Genomic DNA, 18,767 nt, shown 5'->3' with positions numbered 1-18,767 from the left:
ACTTTATATATTGCTAACCAAAACTATTATCGGTGATAAAATATGAAGTTCGGTATAGAATTCGTACCAAATCAACCTTTAGATGAAATTGTAAAATTAGTAAAATTAGCAGAAGATGTCGGTTTTGAATACGCTTGGATTACAGACCACTACAACAATAAAAATGTATACGAAACCTTAGCATTGCTTGCAGCAAATACTGAAACTATTAAAATGGGACCAGGAGTAACCAACCCATATGTAAGAAGCCCTGCAATTTCTGCTTCCGCAATCGCAACTATTGATGAAATATCCAATGGAAGAGCAACCTTTGGTATTGGTCCTGGAGACAAAGCAACCTTCGATGCTTTAGGAATTGAATGGACTAAACCTGTATCCACTATTAAAACAGCTATTGCTGACATTAATACTTTATTAGCTGGAGAAAAAACCGAAGCTGGAGCATCATTAGGTGGAGTAAAAGCTGTCCAAGAACACATCCCAGTTTATATGGGAGCACAAGGACCTAAAATGTTAGAAACTGCTGGAGAAATCGCTGATGGTGTATTGATTAATGCATCCAACCCTAAAGATTACGAATCAGCAATGCCTATGATCAAAAAAGGTATCGAAGCAGCAGGAGACAAAGAATTCGATGTAGGTGCATACACTGCAACCTCCATTGGTGCTGACTCCGAAGCAGCTAAAAATGCTGCTAAAATTGTTGTTGCATTCATTGCAGCTGGATCCCCTCCTATGGTTATCGAAAGACATGGATTGCCTGAAGGATTCAACGAAAAAATGGGTGGTTTCTTAGCTAAAGGTGACTTCGGTGGAGCTATTGGTGCTGTAACCGATGAAGCACTCGACGCATTTTCCGTATGCGGAACCCCTGATGAGTTCATCCCTAAAATTGAAGGCTTAGCTGAAATGGGTGTAACTCAATATGTAGCAGGTTCTCCTGTTGGTAAAAACGTGGAAGAATCCATTAAATTATTAGGAGAAGTTATTGCAAGTTTCTAAACTTGCTTCTCTTTTCTTATTTTATTTTTTTTAGACCATTACACACAAATTAATAACAACGTGTTTTTAACATAATTTTTAATTATAACATCAGCCCAATAATATTATAATGGAAATTGAAAACTTAGCAAAAGAAATAAGACAAATGGCTTTTGAGCGAAAAGAACCGAAACCCCCGGAACAAGTTGGGGCAAGTTGGTATAATGATGATTTGACATATAATGGTGTTGCAAAAACATTATTTATAATTCTTCCAACACCGGGTTGCGCTTGGGCTCTTGGAGATAGTGGGGGATGCACAATGTGTAGTTATGTATCTGATTGTACACTTGAACCAATTGATACGGAAACTATTTTAAAAATATTCCACGAACACCTATCAAGACACCCAATAGCTGAAGAAGATAGGATTTCAGTGAAATTATTTGCTTCTGGAAGTTTCCTAAATCCTTATGAACTTCCAAAAAATGCTCGTGATGAAATCCTCAAAACATTAATGGAATTAGGCAACGTAGCTGAAATTATTGTTGAGTCAAGACCAGAATATGTTAAAGAAGAATACTTAGATGAAATATTTGAAATAATTGGAGATACATTATTTGAAGTAAGTATTGGTCTTGAAACCTCCAATGATTATACTAGGTTGAATAAAATCAATAAAGGTTTTACTCGTGATGATTTTGAAAATGCAGTTAAATTAATTCAAAAATTATCCGAAACTAAAGGATACAACATCAAATCAAAGGCATATATATTTGTAAAACCTATTTTAGTATCCGAATCACAATCAATATCTGAAGCTATTGAAACTGCACATTACTGTGAATCCATTGGAGTTAACCGGCTTTCATTTTGTCCGGCAACAATTCATAGTGGAACTGTTATTGAAAGATTCTGGAGAAAAGGAGCCTACCAGCCACCATGGATTTGGTCTTGCATTGAAATAATTAACACTGTACGAGATGAAATATGCATACCTGCTCTTTTAGATACCTCTGGTTTTGGTTCAAGGCGTGGCCCGTATAACTGTAAAAAATGTAATAAAGATTTAAAACATATGATAATAGCTAACAATTTAACACAGACAAAAATTGAATATGATTGTGATTGTAAAAGTGAATGGTTAGCTGAAGTTGAAAATTCGGATATGAACTCATCAACTGTAGAGATAAAACATATCCCATTATATTAATATATTTTAAATGATTAATTATTATTAGGAGGCAAACATGAAAACTAAATTTATTAGTTTACTAGCTATAATTCTTGGATTATTAATTATCATATTCCCTGTGATGGGAGTTATTGGAGTTAGTGCATTAATTGGTTTATCAATACTACTAATATCCATTTACTTACTCGTTGTTGGAGTAGCCATAATTGATTATAATAAAAGTGGAGCAGTACTTGATTTGATTTTAGGCATTATATTGCTTTTACTAAGTATTTGTTTAATATTCAATCCAGCGATGCTTGGATTTTTAGCAGAAATTACACTATATCTTGCAGGCATAATGTTAATTGTTGTAGGGCTCGTTTCCTTAATTAATAACCGTCAATCCAGATATGGTTTTTATATTGGAATAGTTGGAATTGTTCTTGGTTTATTATACATTATTATTGGAAGTTATCTAACCAACCCTGTTGTTCTCGGTGCATTAATAGGAATATGGTTGTTAATTAGTGGTATTTTAAAATTATTGGATAATTAATTTTATCCATATTTCTTTTTTTGGTGTTATTATTGATAGCAATCAGTGCAGATTTTGACCCTGTTCATAAAGGTCATGGAAAATTAATTAAAGAAGCTCGTAAAATAGCTAACAGAGAAAATAAAAAACTAGTTGTTTATTTGAATAAAGGTTTTAGTGCGAATCATGGACCTTTTTTTGTTGATTTCAATGCCCGTCGTGAAATGGCATTAGCTTTAGGTGCAGATGAAGTTAAATCATTTGAAGGACTTCATCACAGATTAGTCCTGTCTTATAGTGTCCCCATTAGACTTAAGCAAATGATTGATGACGGAGTAAGTGATTATATAACCTCAGCCAGCATCAGTCTTGATGAGATAAAATCGAAAGCTCAAAAGTTTATTGATGAAGGCAATTTCGTTGGAATGCCAAAAAGTTATACTAATCGGAATGAAATTCGTTGGTATGCGATTAATGAATTTTTAGGATCTAAGCTTAATTATCATGTTGTAAAAGAATTCAATAAAGATAAATTTTCAGGCAGGTTGATTAGGCAGTCCATTATTGATAATGATATGGTAATTACTGATGAAGTTAAAAAATTACTTCCAAAAACTACTGTGGAGATTTTACAGCGCGAAATTGATGAATGCAGAACCCCCGGTAAGCGTGATTGGCAGACAATTTATAAAAGAATGAATACCTATTCAAGGGCAAACCTTGAAAGGATAGCCTACCTTAATGGAAACACCATAAATGAAATTATTAAAAGAAGAGTTTATAGAGACCCTGAATCAATATGGGCAGTATTTAGAAGATCCAATTATGGACCGGTAATGACTAGGCTTGCAATTAGTTCTATTGAAATGGATGTCCATAAGAAAGAGGTTATGGAATTGATGAAAAGTTACGAAGAGAGCGGCGTGATTCCGGATAATCAAAAAGTTCAAAGAGTCATCGATAGAGCTTGGTATGTAGCGTGTGAAGGTGAAAAGGGAATTAGTGCACGTGAAGCCAACAATAAGTTTAGAAGGGAAAATATCATTGTTGATGCACCCCCTTTAAATATCGAAGCAGGTCTGAACCTAACCAAATTTGAAACAAAAATCACTGAAGAAGGACTGAATACTGATTTATATGTTAATAAAAATGGCAGGATTGCTGTTCAGTTTAAAAGTGAAGGTAAAAAGATTAAAACTAATTTAAGATTGCCTGCACGGGATGTGACTTATCTTAGATATATTATGGATTCCCATTTTATTCCAGTCAGTGGAAGTATAAAGGAAGCTGAAAAAGGATTTAAGGTTAAAGTAGTTATTGGTTAAGTTTTTCTAGTGCTGCCCTAACCATGACCAAATCCTCTTTTGTAAAATAATTAATAATCTCTTCTAGTTCTTCTGATTTTCTTTTTGAATTGTTTAAAGTATTATTTATTCTTGAAAGAGACTTTTCTTTAAAATCATCCCCTTCAGTCAAAGCCAATATATCGAAAAATTCTTCTTCCAAATCATTGTTTCTTGCAATTTCTGCAGATTCCATCAGTAGCGCTGACAGGGTTTTTGTATAAACGCTTCTAAATAATTTTAATTTACTTGCATCCCCTGCTTCATCGCTGACTTTTCTTGTTTCAATAAATTCTCTTAAAAAAAGCAATTCATCAGACATGTTGCCTGAAACATATAGCATTGGGTTAAAGTCAACTTTTCCAATAATAGCTCCATCAACTAAGGTGCCAACATGCTTATTAATTTCAAAGATAGTGTCTGGAGAGATATTGTTTAAATCAAGATAAATTCCATCAGTGTATTTGCCAAAATCTTTTGCAACTCCAAGAGCGCCTTTTGGAGAATTTGCTGAAATTAAAATATCGGATCGAATAGCTACATCCTTAAAGCTATCTAAAACTTTAACATTGGACTTTTTAATATTTTCAATTGTTTTATATGATCTGTTTTCAGCTGACGTTATGAATTCAATATCCTCGGAGTTTATCAGTTTAACTAGATTCTGTGAAACCTTTCCAAATCCTATAAATCCGATTATCATGTTTTCACCAATTATTTTCTAAATAAAAGCATTTCATGTAAGTTAACACCTAACTCTTTTGAAATAGTATTGCATTTTGCACATAACAAGAAATAAATATCTTTAGAGGACAAATCAATTTCCGATAATCCTTCATAATTTCCCATTCCTTTTGAGATTATGAACTTATGACCGTTAAATATCTCTCTAAATTCATCTGAAATTTCACTGTCCACATAACCTACTGTTCCGCATCCCATATCAACAATTTCACCATATTCGTCCAATCCGACTTCAAGAGCATCTTTTCTACATGCATCATTTAAAATAGGTTCTGATTTAACAGCTATTGTAATATCCATATCATATTCTTTGATTTTTGATAAAAGCAGTTTGTCGAATACAATCTCGCCAGTATTATCTACTAAGTACAATAATCTATCATTAGTTTTAAGTGAGGTTTCAAGCCCTTCAATATCTTTTATAGCCAAATCCTTTTTAAGTGACTGTTTGATTACACTTTCCACATCATCATCTAATGTAAATGCTCCAAAATCCAATATGTTGCCAATGATAGCTATCTTAACATGATTCTCTAAGCTATTATCTTTTTTTAGAATTTCTCTAACTTCAGGCAAGAATCTTAAGGCTATTTCGTTGCCTTTGATTTTTTCTCGATAATATGGATCCATGCATCCTGTTTTTTGCTTAATCAAATTGTGCATAGCGGAACCTGTACCGTTTGAGTTGGTGTTTAATTTGAAATTATCGCTTAAAAATTTAAAAACATCTTCCATTATTTCCATTTTAAGTGCATCATCATCAGTGGATAAATCCATAGCTTCTCTGGCCTGTCTTAAAAAACATGGCCCGCATTCATAACTAATTTTCAAAATTAACCTCCATATATTATTTGAATTAATTGAATTTCATCGTTTTCTCCAATTACTGTGTCTTCTATAACAAGCTCTCCATTTTGTTTTGACACTATTGTCTGAGCGGACAATTCCAATTCATTAAGTAAATCTTTAATAGTGTAACTTTCATTGGGGATTTCCCTTTTTTCATCTAAATCTTTATATTTTAATGTGAATGGCATTGTTTTACACTCCTAATTCTTCTAAAAATGAACATGCCTTGCATAGCTCATTTGCAGATGGCTCTCCACATCTTTTGCATCTTCCGTGAGAGTATTCCTTTTGCATTTCTTTTTTCAATATCCCCTTAATTTTATCATAACCTCTGAGGGTGGAATATTTTATTGTTGGATGTTTTTCAGACAGCTGATTTATTACCTCTGAAACCTCTCCCCTAAATGATTGCATTGCATATGGGCAACTGTCAAAGTGAACTTCCAGACCTTTTGCAACTACATATAAACCTATTTCGCGTTCGGGAATTTCTCTTAGGGGTTTGATTTTAACTGTGAATTCTTTTGCCTTAGATTCTGTTTTCGCACCTAATTTTGTTAAATTATCAGTGTTTCCTTCTAAGTAATTCATCATAATAGCTTGAACTTCATCATCCAGATTGTGTCCTGTCGCTATTTTTGTAGCGCCCATTTCACGTGCAGCTTTATTGATTATTGTTCTTCTAAATACTCCACAATAAGTGCAGGATCCTCTATGATTTTCCCTCTCCATTATTTCATCTAAAGTAATTCCATAATTCTGCTTTAGAGAAACTACTTTATGTTCAATTCCCAAACGTTCAGCATGCCTGATGGCTATATCGACACCTTCTTGGCGATAATTCGCTATTCCTTCATCAACCGTGACGGCACATAATTCAATGATATTCATTTTTCTAAAGGAATTTAGAATTTCTAAAGTTGTAACACTGTCTTTACCTCCGGAAAGTGCCACCAACAATTTATCCCCTTTATCTAATAATTTTTCTTTTCGAACGGTTTTTATAACTTTTTTTTCAACTGATTCAATGAAACAATCCTTACACAATACCTGACCTGATTGTTCTTTTTTAATAATGACTTTAGGATTTCCACATTTACTACATTGCATATTACTACCTACATTTGCTCTACAAATTGTGCGAGTTGATTTAAAGTATTTACTTCAAATACCTGTGCTCCAGCATCCTCATAGAGTGAAACACAACTATCAACAATATCCCATTTATTTCTCTCCTCAGGATTTAAAATAATTACTTTCTTGGCATCCCTAACCATTTCACCAACTATCTCAACACTTGCTGGAATTCCATTAACTTTCGGTCCGGCCCAGTCCCTGCAATCTGACAATATGATTACATAAGATTTATTGTTAATATTTGCCATCTTCTGAAATTTTGTAAAAGCGGAATACATATCAGATGTTCCATGCACCATCATGTTTTTAACACGCATGTCCTTTACTTTTATAAAAGAATCTATAAGATACTCCTCTTTTAGAGCTTTTGTTGTTTCAATTACTTTATTGTCAAATTCAAAAGTTCGAGATCTTTTAAATGCAGTTTGTGCTGAAAACATCAACATGAAAAACCAACTACTAATCCACTCGCAAGATCCACTGATATCATTTAAGAAGAGGTGTTCGTTTTTATGAGGTCTTGGTTTAGATTTGATAAGTTCAATTGGAACTCCGCCGTATTTTAAATTAGCCCTCATAGTTCTTCTCATATCAATTTTATGAGAATTCGATTCGATTTTTCTTCTGGAACGTTTATTGGCAATTCTTTTACCTAATCTTTGACAAATTTCCAGCATTCTAGGGTCGAATCTATTTAATTTAGTCAAATCCTTATTCATCAATTCCCCATCACGTTCAAGCTTTTTAGCTTCTTCAAGTAATGGTTGGCCAGAAAGCATTTTTAATTTTTCATTGTTAATTTTTTCCTTTTGGATTTTTTTGCCAATTGTATTTTGTTTTTGAATAATGTACTTGTTGGATTTAGGCCCGGCTCCTTTGTATGCTTTGCTTTTATTGAGATCATCAGCTATTTCTTTTTCAGGGTCGGGAGCTGAAAATACCTCATCAAAAATCTTTAAAAATTTAGGAATATCATATCTATCTTTAACATAAATGGACAGCAGAGCAGTTTTTAAAAGATTCCTATCCAAATCACCTAAATCCTGATAAACCTCCATAGCCGATTGAGTGCTCCTGATACTTACAGGCAATCCCTCTTTTCTCAAATCAGCTGAGAGATTTGCAATTTTACTAATCATCTTATCGTTTATTGAAAATATCTTTTATAACCCTTTTTTTATCACTTTCAGTTTTAATAGCAACTCCGACACTATCCTCTAGAGATCGGTTAATATTATTAGTTCCTAAATTGCTAACTGATTTAACCCAGTCAACGGTACCTCTTACAGATGGTTTCTTCATTAAATTAAGATTGCGTATTCTATGAACCAGATTAACAACATAAGATACGGTTTCATCTTCAACATTTGGCAATTTTGATTTAACAATTTCGATTTCCCTCTCAACAGTAGGGTAGGGGATGTATAAAAACAAGCATCTATCCTTTGTTTCATCAAGAAGTGATCTTTGTGAGTTTGATGTTAAAATAACAATTAAATCATTTTTTAGATGGAATGTTCCCAAATCATTGATAGTGATTTCCTGCTCACCTAATGCCTGAAGTAAAAAACTTTCTACCTCTTCATCTGCCTTATCGATTTCATCGATTAGCAATACAGAATCGTTTTCATTCAAAAATGCATTAAGCAATGATCTTCTTATAAAGAAATCGTCATCAAAAATCTCTTCAACATTACTTGTATCATTTTTAGCAGCTTCCAAGTGCAACAATTGTTTTTGATAATTCCACTCACCAACGATTTGCTCGAAAGTGATTCCTTCATAACATTGAATCCTGAAGAAATCCCTGTTAAATGATTTTGCAATTACCTTTGCAAGTTCTGTTTTACCAACACCTGGCGGGCCTTCAATAAGCATTGGTTTTCCAAGTAAAAATGATAAATAAAGAGTTGTTGAAATTTCATTGTTTGAAACATAATTCTCTTTTAAAAGCAATTTATCAATATCTTTAATATTAATATCTTCAACTTTCAATTTCGTACCTTCCTAAAATTTTGTTAATAGACTAAATTATAAAAATAAATTTATTTATAGTTTATGTAATTAATAGTATATTGTTGTTAAATGGAGGTAGAAAAAATGAAATCTGATAATGTGATAATTATTGCATTGATAGTAATTATTGTAATGGTTGCCTGTGTATATTTCTTTATAAGCGGAAATGGAATTTCCCTTAATTCTGATAATCAGACAGCAGAACCAAACAATAATATTACTAATTCAAATATAAATGCCAGTGAAGCATCAAATACACAATCTTCAGCAGATTCTTCAAGCAGTGATAGTAGTTCAAATTCAGCATCATCCACATCAAGTGCTAGTTCAGATGCCCGTTCATCTGAAAGTGGCTCAGGTGCTAATGGCGGTTCTTCTGGAAGTAGCTCAGATCCTAGTTCAACACCCCAAGCTGGACAGTCTGAAGACACTTACGACCCAACAGACTTTGATTAAATCTATTTTTTAAATTCGTCAGGATTTTTGAATAATTCAAAATCCTGAACATATTCTTTTCCAGTGATCATTGCTATTTCTGCCTTTTTAAGTTCTGAACCTAAATAGGCAGCATGTTCCATCCTGCTTAAAAGATTTTTTGTTATAATTTCTTCATAAATCTCTCTTGCCGAATGGCCAGCAATCACCAAATCTGCTTTGTTTTTCTTAAAATGAGTTGCAGTAATCTTACTTGATTCAACTGTAGTTCCATAATCAACACTAATTTTGAAACTGCCTAATTTATCCCTTACAAATTTCATTGGTTTTTCTTGGTGGGTTTCTTCAATACCGTCCAGCTCATTTAATATAATGTCATTTCTTTTATGTTTATCTTTAAAAGCAACCAGATTTATTCCTAAGTCTTTTGGAATAGATTTTCGGTGTTTTGCAAGAAACATCATTTTAGAAGCGGTAGCTAGTTCATATACACTGCCCCTAGTTTTTCCACTTTCTTCAGGAGTAAATAGAATACTTACTCCCAATTCCATACCTATTCCTGCAAGTAATACATTGACACCCCCCGAATCCGCATCCATCAATTCAGTTACATTTCCAACACCGAAAAACATCGGTGCGGGGTTGACTTTGTGGAATTCATGACATGCGATTATTGACTCTACAATACTTGCACTGTTAACCGGATCCAGAATTAAATCAGCAACATAACGCAACCCCTCAGTGTCTTTTATTAACTGGTGCATTGCTTCAACGCGTTCTGCTGGAGATTTCGGTGATTTGCCTTGTGAGAAGTTGGTGGGAAGCAATACTGCAGGAATATCTTTTTCCTTTAGAACCTTTTGAATTTCTGAGTTATTTCCCAAATCAAGACTTAAAACAAAATCAATTCCATTTTCTGCAGCCACTTTTATTTCATCTGGATTTAATGTGTCGATACTTAATGGCCTATCTCCTACAATCGACCTTAAAGTTTGAATTAACTCTGGAATTTTATCTGAAAAATCTTCCCCAGCAGCCATTCCAATATCAATCATGTCTGCACCAGAATCAACGAAATATTGGCATTTATTGATTAATGCTTCTTTTGATAAAAATGGTGCATTAGCAATTTCGGATAAAACTCTCATTGGGAAATCTTCACCTACTGGAAGATTACCAATTAAAATATTATTCGGTTTTTTAAGAAGTTCCTTAATATTCTCTTCATCATTTTCAAACTCATCGATGAATTTGAATGCTTCTTTACGTTTTTCCTCTTCAATTAACTTATCTGCAGGTTTATCTTCAGACAAATCAATATTTCCAATTAAATTTAAAACCATTGCAAGATCTGCCCCATCAGTAGATCCTTTAAAAGTTGGAATTCCAAGTTCCTTTGTGATTTCTTTTGTTCCTTTTTTTATTAAACCCGGAACTAAAATCATGTCAATTTCATCTAATTGATTACTAAAACAATTTTTTACTTCTTTAATAATTTGCCTTGGAGTTAAAAATGCAGCTACTTGAGTATTATCCGCAATATGTACAATTATGTCCTTTTTTGAACCTGCAACAACTTCCTTTATTAAAGGATATGCCAATTCCCCAGTAATTATTAAAACTTTCATAACTTCCAAACCCAATTTTATTAATTAATAATATTATATTATACAATATATTAAATCTTTTAAAAATTGAGATTTCTTAAAAATCACCATTTATAAAAAAAATATACCCTAATTGTCTATCAAATAATAAAATATATTGAAAATAATATTAAAAAAATTAAGAAAAATCAAAAGAGTTAATCAAAATTAACCAAAAATAAGATTTCAACATAAAATTTATATATTTTGTAATTTATAATGATTATACATGATAAATATATGGAGGAGAATTAATGATTGAAATTCGTTTTCATGGCAGAGGTGGACAAGGTTCCGTAACTGCTGCTGAAATTTTGGCAAAAGCAGCTTTTAAAGATGGAAAATATGTCCAAGCTTTCCCATTCTTTGGAGTTGAACGTAGAGGAGCTCCAGTAATGGCTTTTACAAGAATTGATGATGAACCAATTGAATTAAGATACCAAATATACAATCCGGATTATGTATTAGTTCTTGACGATGGATTATTAAATGTAGTAGATGTGTTTTCAGGAATTAAAGATAATACTAAGGTAATTATTAACACACAAAACTTTGAAGGTAGCGGAGAACATGTAGTGCATGATATTGATGCTACCGGAATTGCACTTGACTTATTAGGACGTAACATTGTAAACACAATTATTTTAGGTTATTTTGCTAAAAAAACCCATATAGTAAGTATTGAATCACTTGTTGAAGTGATTAAAGAAACCTTCCCTGGAAAAATTGGAGAGTTAAATGCGGAAGCTACCCAAAAAGCTTACGAAATGGGATAAATGGTGAGAATATGGTAAATATAGGATGTGCAATAACTACTCCCGGAAGTAGTAAAAATAATAAAACCGGAAGCTGGAGAACTTTCAAACCAATTTTAGATAAAGAAAAATGTATTGACTGTGACAACTGCATTTTATTTTGTCCAGACTCCTGTGTAAATAAACAGCACGATATTGATTACGATTACTGTAAAGGATGCGGAATTTGTGCACACGAATGCCCTTCCGATGCAATCGAAATGATAAAAGAATAAAGAGAGTGATTTTATGATAAGAGAAGTAATGACCGCAAATAAAGCAGTTGCAGAAGCTGCAAGATTAGCAAAACCCAAAGTTATTCCCGTTTATCCAATTACTCCACAAACTACAATTTCTGAATACTTAGCACAATATGTTGCTGACGAAAAAATCAATGCTAAATACATCAAAGTAGAATCAGAACACAGTGCAATAAGTGCTGCTGTCGGAGCAAGTAGTACTGGAGTAAGAGTATTTACAGCAACATCTTCACAAGGATTAATGTTAATGCACGAAATTTTATTTGCAGCGGCAGGTATGAGAACACCTTTCGTTTTAGCTGATGCAAACAGAGCAATTTCTGCACCATTAAACATTTGGAATGACCAACAAGATTCAATTGCACAAAGAGATTCAGGATGGTTGCAAATTTATGTTGAAAATGCACAAGAAGCATTGGACACTACTTTAATGGCATATAAAGTTTCAGAAAACCCTAAAGTATTATTACCTTCAATGGTATGTTTAGATGGTTTCATTTTAACTCACACTGTTGAACCAGTAGACATTCCAGATCAAGAACCTGTCGATGAATTTTTACCTCCATATGAACCTAAACATGCTTTCCTCGATCCTAAAACCCCAATGTCTATTGGTAACTTAGCTGATCCCAACTATTATCTTGAAGCAAGACATGATATGCAAGTAGCTATGGAAAATTCCCTTGAGGTAATCCAACAAACCTGTGATGAATTTGCTGAAATCTTCGGAAGAAAATATGGCCTTATTGAAACATATAAAACTGAAGATGCTGAAATCATATTTGTTGCTATGGGATCACTTTGTAGTACCCTTAGAGTTATTATTAATCAATTAAGAGAAAAAGGCGAAAAAGTAGGTTTGCTTAAAGTCAGAGCTTACAGACCTTTCCCATTTGAAGCTATTGAAGAAGCTGTTAAAAATTGTGACAAATTAGCGGTTATCGATAAAAATTTCACATTCGGAATCGGTGGGGCATTATATACTGATATTAAATCAAAAATCAAAAAAGATACCTATGGATTTATCGCCGGCTTAGGTGGAAGGGACATTACCCCTGAATCAATTTTGGAAATTTATGAAGAAACTAAAAATGTACCTGAAAAAGAAGTTACATGGATTGGACTTAAGGAGGAATAAAAATGGTAGACATTCCTGATAAAAATTTATTAGCATCCGGACACAGAGGTTGTGCTGGTTGTGGAGCATCTATAGCAGTTAAATTAGCTTTAAATGCACTAGATGAAAATACTGTAGCTATTTCCGCTACTGGTTGTCTTGAAGTAATGACTACACCATACCCTGAAACCGCATGGGAAGTTCCATTCATTCATGTGGCGTTTGAAAACTCAGGTGCAGTTGCATCCGGTGTAGAAAGTGCACTTAGAATTCAGGGAAAAGAAGATGTTAATGTAATCGCTTTTGGTGGTGACGGAGGAACTGTAGATATTGGTTTACAATCATTATCCGGAGCTATGGAAAGAGGCCATAACATGACCTACATTTGTTATGATAACGAAGCATACATGAACACAGGTATTCAAAGAAGTGGAGCAACCCCATTTGGTGCAACCACAACTACTTCACCAAGAGGAAGTGCCAGTTTTGGAGAAGACAAACCTAAGAAAAACATGCCAATGATTATGGCGGCACACGGAATACCTTATGTTGCTACCGCATCAATCGCATATCCTGAGGATTATGTTAAAAAGGTTAAAAAAGCTGCTGAGATAAAAGGACCAGCATACATTCACTTACAACAACCATGTACTACTGGTTGGGGATATCCTCCTGAAAAAACAATTGAAATGGGAAGATTAGCTGTAGAAACTGGATCCTGGATTTTATATGAAATCGAAAATGGTGAATTCAATATCACTTACAGGCCTGAAGAGAGAAAAGCTGTAAAAGAATACTTAGGACCGCAAAAAAGATTCAGACACTTAGATGACGAACTTATCGAGAAAGTCCAGAAATATGTTGATGCAGAGTGTGAAGAATTAGGACTATAAGGTGATACGATGGAAAAAATTTCTGTAAATACTAATCTATGTGATGGATGTATGAACTGTGTAAACATGTGCGCATCTGTTCACAGAGTTAGTAGAATAAATATTGTAGAATATCATTCTTCATTTTACTCCATTGTATGTCAACACTGCGAAAATGCACCATGTATCAAAATCTGCCCAACAGAAGCAGTTACCGATGAAGGAGTAGATAGTGAAAAATGTATTGGCTGCGGATTATGTGTAATGGCCTGTCCCTTTGGTGCAATGATATTTGAAGCAAATATTGCTGAGAAATGTGACCTCTGTGCTGAGAGAGAAGAAGGACCTGCATGTATCAGAGCTTGTACTAAAAGAGCTATTAGTGTTGTTGATCCTGCTAAAGTCAAATCTAAAAATCAGGAAAAATTCTTGGCTAAAATGGCAGGATTATATGAATCTGACACTAAGAAAAGCAGCTTTGTCAATGTAATTACAAGTCAAGCAAGGGCAAGGCTTGTTTTAGAAGAATAGAAAATTATGTTTAATTCAGGACATTGTACTGACTGTACAACCTGCGGGAGTTGTCAACAAGCACCCAATGTTGACACTCCCACCTTATTTTGTATGCATTGTCCACCATCAGAAGCACCATGCCTTAAAGCTTGCAAGCAAAATGCTATTGAAGTACTGGGCGGAGCTATTACAATTAATGGTGAAAAATGTAATCTCTGCAGAGATTGTGTTGAAGTATGCCCCATTAATGTAATTAAAATTTAAATATTTCAAAAATCAAAGATAACATTAATTAATTTTATAAAGGTTTTAATTTTGATTACAAAAGATGTTATTAAAGATACGGTTTATGAACTTTACAAACAAGCGGTGATTGTTCTTGGTGATGATGTGAAAAAATCACTTGAAGATGCACTGAAAATAGAAGAACATGATCTTGCAAGGTTAAATATTGAAGCTATTTTAAAAAATATTGAACTTGCAGAAGAGAAAGGCATTCCCATGTGTCAGGACACAGGTTTGCCTGTAGTTTTCGTTAAATTAGGTAATGTTGAAGTTGAAAATTTACGTGAAGGAATTGAAGAAGGAATTAAAAAGGCAACTACAGACATACCAATCAGACCAAACATAGTGGATCCAATTACACGTGAAAATACTAATGTTAATGTTGGAGATTACATTCCTCCAATCGATATTGAATTAATTGATGAAGATTACCTAGAAATAACCATATTGCCAAAAGGATTTGGTTCAGAAAACAATAATGCTTTAAAAATGGCATTGCCTGCTGAAGGAATTGAAGGGGTGAAAGAATTTGTTGTTGAATCAGTCCTTAAAGCAAAAGGAAAACCCTGCCCTCCAACTGTTATTGGTGTTGGAATTGGAGGAACATCTGATTTATGTTTAAAACTTGGTAAAAAAGCATTGCTTGGAAAAATTGGTGAAAGAAACCCAGATCCACAACTTGCCCAATTAGAAAAAGAAATATTAGAAGAGATTAATGCATCAGGAATTGGCCCAATGGGATTAGGCGGTAAAACCACCACGTTAGATGTAAAAATCTTAAAAGCACATACTCATACTGCAGGCCTTCCTGTTGGCGTTTGTATCCAATGTTGGGCAGATAGGCATGCAACAACCAGACTTTATGATAAATAAATAAGGACTATTCAATTTAATATTCCTCACAACACTTTAAAAAAAATAAATTTTGAGAACTCATCTAAAAGGTCTCGGAGTAGTTGGTCTTGGGATATTGTCATGGAATTCAACTGCAACATCCATCATTTCAACAGAAATATCCCCAATTCTTTTAAATGCTTTAATGAGCCTAAATAAATAAATGAAATAATTTGAACGCTCTTTTTCATCAAATGAACTTTCAGCCATTTGAGTAGCAATTAAATTAATAGCTTTAGATTGAATAATTTGAATAGTTTCTTCCAATTCCATTATTTCATCCTTAAGTTCAGTATTTCCTTCAATAAAACTAGTCATTGCTAAACGGATCATTGATTGGGCTGTTTTATACGCATAATGATTAAATTCAAAAATAATTAATTAGTTTTAAACAAATTATTTAACTATTAAAAATAAAAAGAATATTAATATAATTTATTAAAGGTGATATATTTATGAAAGGTCTTATTTTAATCATGGATGGTATGGGTGACCGTCCAATTAAAGAATTTGGAAATAAAACACCTCTTGAAGCAGCAAATACTCCAAACATGGATAAGATGGCTGAAGAAGGAATAACTGGTATTATGGATTCAATCGCACCGGGGATTATTCCTGGAAGTGACACTGCACACTTATCTATCTTAGGATACAATCCATATGAAGTTTATACTGGAAGAGGTCCGTTTGAAGCAAATGGCGTTGGTTTGGAGGTATTGCCGGGGGATATTGCATTTAGATGTAATTTCTCAACTGCAGATGAAAACTTAGTTGTAACCGATAGGCGTGCTGGAAGAATTAAAGAGGGCACTAAAGAAATTGTAGATGTCTTGAATACTATGGTTTTAGAGGATTATCCTGATATTAAAATAATATTTAAAGAATCAACTGGCCACAGGGCCGTACTTGTACTTAGGGGTGAAGGATTGTCTGATAAAGTAAGTGATGCTGATCCTAAAGTAGAAGGAAACAGACCAAAAGAAGTAAAGGCTTTGGACGACACTCCGCAAGCAGCTAAAACAGCAGATATTTTAAATAAAGTTGTTGTAAAAACATATGAAATGGTTAAAGATCACCCTGTAAACTTAAAAAGAATTGAAGAAGGCGAACCGCCAGCAAATATTGTCATTCCACGTGGAGCTGGAGAGGTGCCTGTTGTTGAATCATTAAATGAAAAATATGAAATTAATTCAGCCTGTATTGCAGAAACCGGATTAATCATGGGTATCGGAAGATTTGCAGGAATGGACATTATTGAAATGGAAGATGTAACCGGCGGAATTGATACTAACCTATATAATATTCGTGATACCATTGTTGACCAAGTCAAAAACTCAGAATATGATTTTTTCTTAATAAACATCGATGGAGCAGATGAAGCAGGTCACGACGGTCAGACAATTGAGAAAAAAGAATTCATTGAAAAAGTGGATGAGGTTGTTATGAGCGAACTAATAAAACTTGAAGATGTCTACATTTACTTAACTGCTGATCATTCTACTCCAATTTCAGTAATGAATCACTCTGGCGATCCTGTACCTGTTGTAATCAGAGGTCCTGAAGTAAGGGTTGATGATGTTTGCGAATTCTCTGAACGTGCTTGTGCAAAAGGAGGATTAAACAGGATCCGTGGATCAGATGTTATGAACATTATGATGGATTTAATGAATTATGCCCATAAGTTCGGTGCATAGGGGCGAATTAGATGGTAGCAAAACTTTTTGGGACCTCTGGAATTAGAGGCAAAATCGGTTCTGAAGTAACATGCGAACTTGCATTAAATGTTGGAAAATCAATTGCTTATTATTTGGATAATAAAGGCACTGTTGTAATCGGTTATGATACAAGAACAACAAATAAAATGCTAGATCAGGCTATTGCTGCAGGATTGCTTGAAAGCGGGGTAAATGTAGTTAAAATCGGAATGGTTCCAACACCATTGGTAGGATATGCTACCGAAAAACTTGATGCTGATGCTGGAATAATGCTGACTGCATCTCACAATCCCTCTCAATATAATGGAATAAAACTATGGAATAAAAACGGTATGGCATATACTTCCGCTCAAGAGAGAAAAATTGAAGAGATATATGCTAATAAAGATTATATTTCAGTCACTTGGGATAATGTCGGTGAATTAAGTGTTAATGAAGAAATCAAAGGCCAATATATTGATGATTTAGTAAGTATGGTTGATGTTAAAAAGGATCTGAAGGTTGTTATTGATTGCGCATCTGGCGCTGGAAGCGAAATATCACCTTTAGTATTTAGAAAAGCGGGATGTGCAGTAACAACCATTAATTCTCAACCTGACGGATTTTTCCCAGGTCGCAACCCAGAACCTAATGCTGAAAACTTACAAACATTAATGAAAACTGTTGTTGCAATTGGTGCAGATCTTGGAATTGCTCACGACGGTGATGCAGATAGGATGATTACAGTTGATGAGAAAGGGAATATTTCGCCGTTTGATTCTCTTTTAGCATTGATTTCAAAAGAGTTCGAAGGAAACATTGTTACTACTGTTGATGCAGGTTTATGCATGGACGAATCTGTAAAGGGAGAGGTTATTAGAACTCCTGTTGGAGATGTCAATGTAGCTGAAGCAATCATTGAAAAAGATGCGACATTTGGAGGGGAACCATCCGGAACTTGGCTGCATCCTGACTTCTGTATGTGTCCTGATGGAATATTGTCCGGTTTAAGAATGGCTGAAATCGTTTCAAGAGATGGTAATCTATCGGACCTATTAGCACAAATCCCGTCTTATCCAAACATCCGTGAAAAAATAACCTGCTCAAAAGAGGCTAAAGTTAAAATAATGGAGAATATGGAAGAGCTGCTAAAAAATGCTTTTGATGATATTGTTGATGTAAACTCTTTAGATGGAGTCAGATTAACATTTTCAGATGATAGTTGGGTTTTAGTAAGGCCTTCTGGAACAGAAGATTATATTAGAATAACTCTTGAATCTCGTGATGACGCTAGAGCTTTAGAGATTAAAGAGGCATGTATTAAAATCATTAATGAAAATTTATAAGATGATGATTCATCTTTTCTTTTTTTTTTAAAAACGAGGATGTGACGCAAAATTTTTAATTGAATTTTGTGTTTTTAGATTTTTTATATTTTTTCTTATTTTTAGTTGTTTTTAGTGTTTATTTCGTTG

Annotated in this window: 22 protein-coding genes; 14 read left to right on the top strand and 8 right to left on the bottom strand. The window is 33.8% G+C overall.

The window, feature by feature from the left end:
• Positions 1–42 precede the first annotated feature (42 nt).
• The 4 genes from mer to Q9968_RS09225 all read left to right on the top strand — a co-directional run bounded on the left by mer (position 43) and on the right by Q9968_RS09225 (position 4,018).
• Positions 43–1,002, top strand: coding sequence for a 5,10-methylenetetrahydromethanopterin reductase (gene mer / locus Q9968_RS09240; protein WP_305515685.1), 960 nt, complete (start codon positions 43–45; stop codon positions 1,000–1,002).
• A gap of 109 nt (positions 1,003–1,111) precedes the next feature.
• Positions 1,112–2,194, top strand: coding sequence for an archaeosine biosynthesis radical SAM protein RaSEA (locus tag Q9968_RS09235; RefSeq protein WP_305515684.1), 1,083 nt, complete (start codon positions 1,112–1,114; stop codon positions 2,192–2,194).
• A gap of 37 nt (positions 2,195–2,231) precedes the next feature.
• Entirely contained in the window at positions 2,232–2,714 is a 483-nt protein-coding gene (locus tag Q9968_RS09230; protein WP_305515683.1) for a DUF308 domain-containing protein, read from the top strand.
• 23 nt (positions 2,715–2,737) lie between these two features.
• Positions 2,738–4,018, top strand: a complete 1,281-nt coding sequence (locus Q9968_RS09225; RefSeq protein WP_305515717.1) for a cytidyltransferase — start codon at positions 2,738–2,740, stop codon at positions 4,016–4,018.
• Here the strand turns inward: Q9968_RS09225 and Q9968_RS09220 are convergent.
• Genes Q9968_RS09220 through Q9968_RS09195 form a run of 6 tightly spaced genes read right to left on the bottom strand, consistent with a single transcriptional unit; the run spans position 4,008 to position 8,761 of the window.
• Complete coding sequence (locus tag Q9968_RS09220) at positions 4,008–4,739, bottom strand: NAD(P)-binding domain-containing protein (protein WP_305515682.1); 732 nt, start codon at positions 4,737–4,739, stop codon at positions 4,008–4,010. The genes Q9968_RS09225 and Q9968_RS09220 overlap by 11 nt on opposite strands.
• 11 nt (positions 4,740–4,750) lie before the next feature.
• On the bottom strand, positions 4,751–5,611 hold the full coding sequence (locus Q9968_RS09215; protein ID WP_305515680.1) for a DUF89 domain-containing protein: 861 nt from the start codon (positions 5,609–5,611) through the stop codon (positions 4,751–4,753).
• A 2-nt stretch (positions 5,612–5,613) separates the two neighbouring features.
• Positions 5,614–5,817 carry a MoaD/ThiS family protein gene (locus Q9968_RS09210; RefSeq protein ID WP_305515678.1) on the bottom strand — a complete coding sequence of 68 codons (204 nt, stop codon included), beginning with the start codon at positions 5,815–5,817 and terminating at the stop codon, positions 5,614–5,616.
• A gap of 4 nt (positions 5,818–5,821) precedes the next feature.
• Positions 5,822–6,739, bottom strand: a complete 918-nt coding sequence (locus Q9968_RS09205) for a TIGR00269 family protein (RefSeq protein WP_305515676.1) — start codon at positions 6,737–6,739, stop codon at positions 5,822–5,824.
• 8 nt (positions 6,740–6,747) lie between these two features.
• Positions 6,748–7,905, bottom strand: a complete 1,158-nt coding sequence (locus Q9968_RS09200) for a VWA domain-containing protein (RefSeq protein WP_305515674.1) — start codon at positions 7,903–7,905, stop codon at positions 6,748–6,750.
• A gap of 1 nt (position 7,906) precedes the next feature.
• Positions 7,907–8,761, bottom strand: a complete 855-nt coding sequence (locus Q9968_RS09195) for a MoxR family ATPase (protein ID WP_305515672.1) — start codon at positions 8,759–8,761, stop codon at positions 7,907–7,909.
• A 105-nt stretch (positions 8,762–8,866) separates the two neighbouring features.
• Here Q9968_RS09195 and Q9968_RS09190 point away from each other — a divergent pair, with 105 nt between their 5' ends.
• On the top strand, positions 8,867–9,238 hold the full coding sequence (locus tag Q9968_RS09190; protein ID WP_305515670.1) for a hypothetical protein: 372 nt from the start codon (positions 8,867–8,869) through the stop codon (positions 9,236–9,238).
• A gap of 2 nt (positions 9,239–9,240) precedes the next feature.
• Here Q9968_RS09190 and Q9968_RS09185 read toward each other — a convergent pair whose 3' ends face one another.
• Positions 9,241–10,845, bottom strand: coding sequence for a dihydropteroate synthase-like protein (locus Q9968_RS09185; RefSeq protein ID WP_305515668.1), 1,605 nt, complete (start codon positions 10,843–10,845; stop codon positions 9,241–9,243).
• 272 nt (positions 10,846–11,117) lie between these two features.
• Between Q9968_RS09185 and Q9968_RS09180 the strand changes: the two genes are divergently transcribed.
• Genes Q9968_RS09180 through Q9968_RS09150 form a run of 7 tightly spaced genes read left to right on the top strand, consistent with a single transcriptional unit; the run spans position 11,118 to position 15,577 of the window.
• Positions 11,118–11,639 (top strand): pyruvate ferredoxin oxidoreductase subunit gamma, encoded by a 522-nt coding sequence (locus Q9968_RS09180; RefSeq protein ID WP_305515667.1) that lies wholly within the window; start codon positions 11,118–11,120, stop codon positions 11,637–11,639.
• An 11-nt stretch (positions 11,640–11,650) separates the two neighbouring features.
• Complete coding sequence (porD, locus tag Q9968_RS09175; RefSeq protein WP_305515665.1) at positions 11,651–11,893, top strand: pyruvate synthase subunit PorD; 243 nt, start codon at positions 11,651–11,653, stop codon at positions 11,891–11,893.
• A 13-nt stretch (positions 11,894–11,906) separates the two neighbouring features.
• Positions 11,907–13,055 (top strand): pyruvate synthase subunit PorA, encoded by a 1,149-nt coding sequence (gene porA, locus Q9968_RS09170; RefSeq protein ID WP_305515663.1) that lies wholly within the window; start codon positions 11,907–11,909, stop codon positions 13,053–13,055.
• 2 nt (positions 13,056–13,057) lie between these two features.
• Complete coding sequence (gene porB / locus Q9968_RS09165; RefSeq protein WP_305515662.1) at positions 13,058–13,927, top strand: pyruvate synthase subunit PorB; 870 nt, start codon at positions 13,058–13,060, stop codon at positions 13,925–13,927.
• 9 nt (positions 13,928–13,936) lie between these two features.
• The gene (locus tag Q9968_RS09160; protein ID WP_305515660.1) at positions 13,937–14,437 is read left to right on the top strand and encodes a 4Fe-4S dicluster domain-containing protein; all 501 of its coding nucleotides are present in this window, start codon (positions 13,937–13,939) and stop codon (positions 14,435–14,437) included.
• Positions 14,438–14,443: 6 nt separating this feature from the next.
• Entirely contained in the window at positions 14,444–14,683 is a 240-nt protein-coding gene (locus Q9968_RS09155; protein WP_305515659.1) for a 4Fe-4S binding protein, read from the top strand.
• A gap of 51 nt (positions 14,684–14,734) precedes the next feature.
• Entirely contained in the window at positions 14,735–15,577 is an 843-nt protein-coding gene (locus tag Q9968_RS09150) for a fumarate hydratase (RefSeq protein WP_305515657.1), read from the top strand.
• A 60-nt stretch (positions 15,578–15,637) separates the two neighbouring features.
• Here the strand turns inward: Q9968_RS09150 and Q9968_RS09145 are convergent, their stop codons facing one another.
• Positions 15,638–15,973 (bottom strand): PhoU domain-containing protein, encoded by a 336-nt coding sequence (locus Q9968_RS09145; protein ID WP_305515716.1) that lies wholly within the window; start codon positions 15,971–15,973, stop codon positions 15,638–15,640.
• Positions 15,974–16,053: 80 nt separating this feature from the next.
• Here Q9968_RS09145 and Q9968_RS09140 point away from each other — a divergent pair, with 80 nt between their 5' ends.
• Together Q9968_RS09140 and glmM are read left to right on the top strand one after the other, a co-directional pair.
• On the top strand, positions 16,054–17,292 hold the full coding sequence (locus Q9968_RS09140) for a 2,3-bisphosphoglycerate-independent phosphoglycerate mutase (protein ID WP_305515655.1): 1,239 nt from the start codon (positions 16,054–16,056) through the stop codon (positions 17,290–17,292).
• Positions 17,293–17,303: 11 nt separating this feature from the next.
• Positions 17,304–18,638, top strand: coding sequence for a phosphoglucosamine mutase (glmM, locus tag Q9968_RS09135; protein WP_305515653.1), 1,335 nt, complete (start codon positions 17,304–17,306; stop codon positions 18,636–18,638).
• Positions 18,639–18,767: the final 129 nt, after the last annotated feature.

This window comes from Methanobrevibacter sp. V14 (assembly GCF_963082475.1).
Classification (GTDB): Archaea; Methanobacteriota; Methanobacteria; order Methanobacteriales; family Methanobacteriaceae; genus Methanocatella.
The sequence above is the reverse complement of the archived record's forward strand: the minus strand, read 5'-3'. Positions and strand labels throughout refer to the sequence as shown.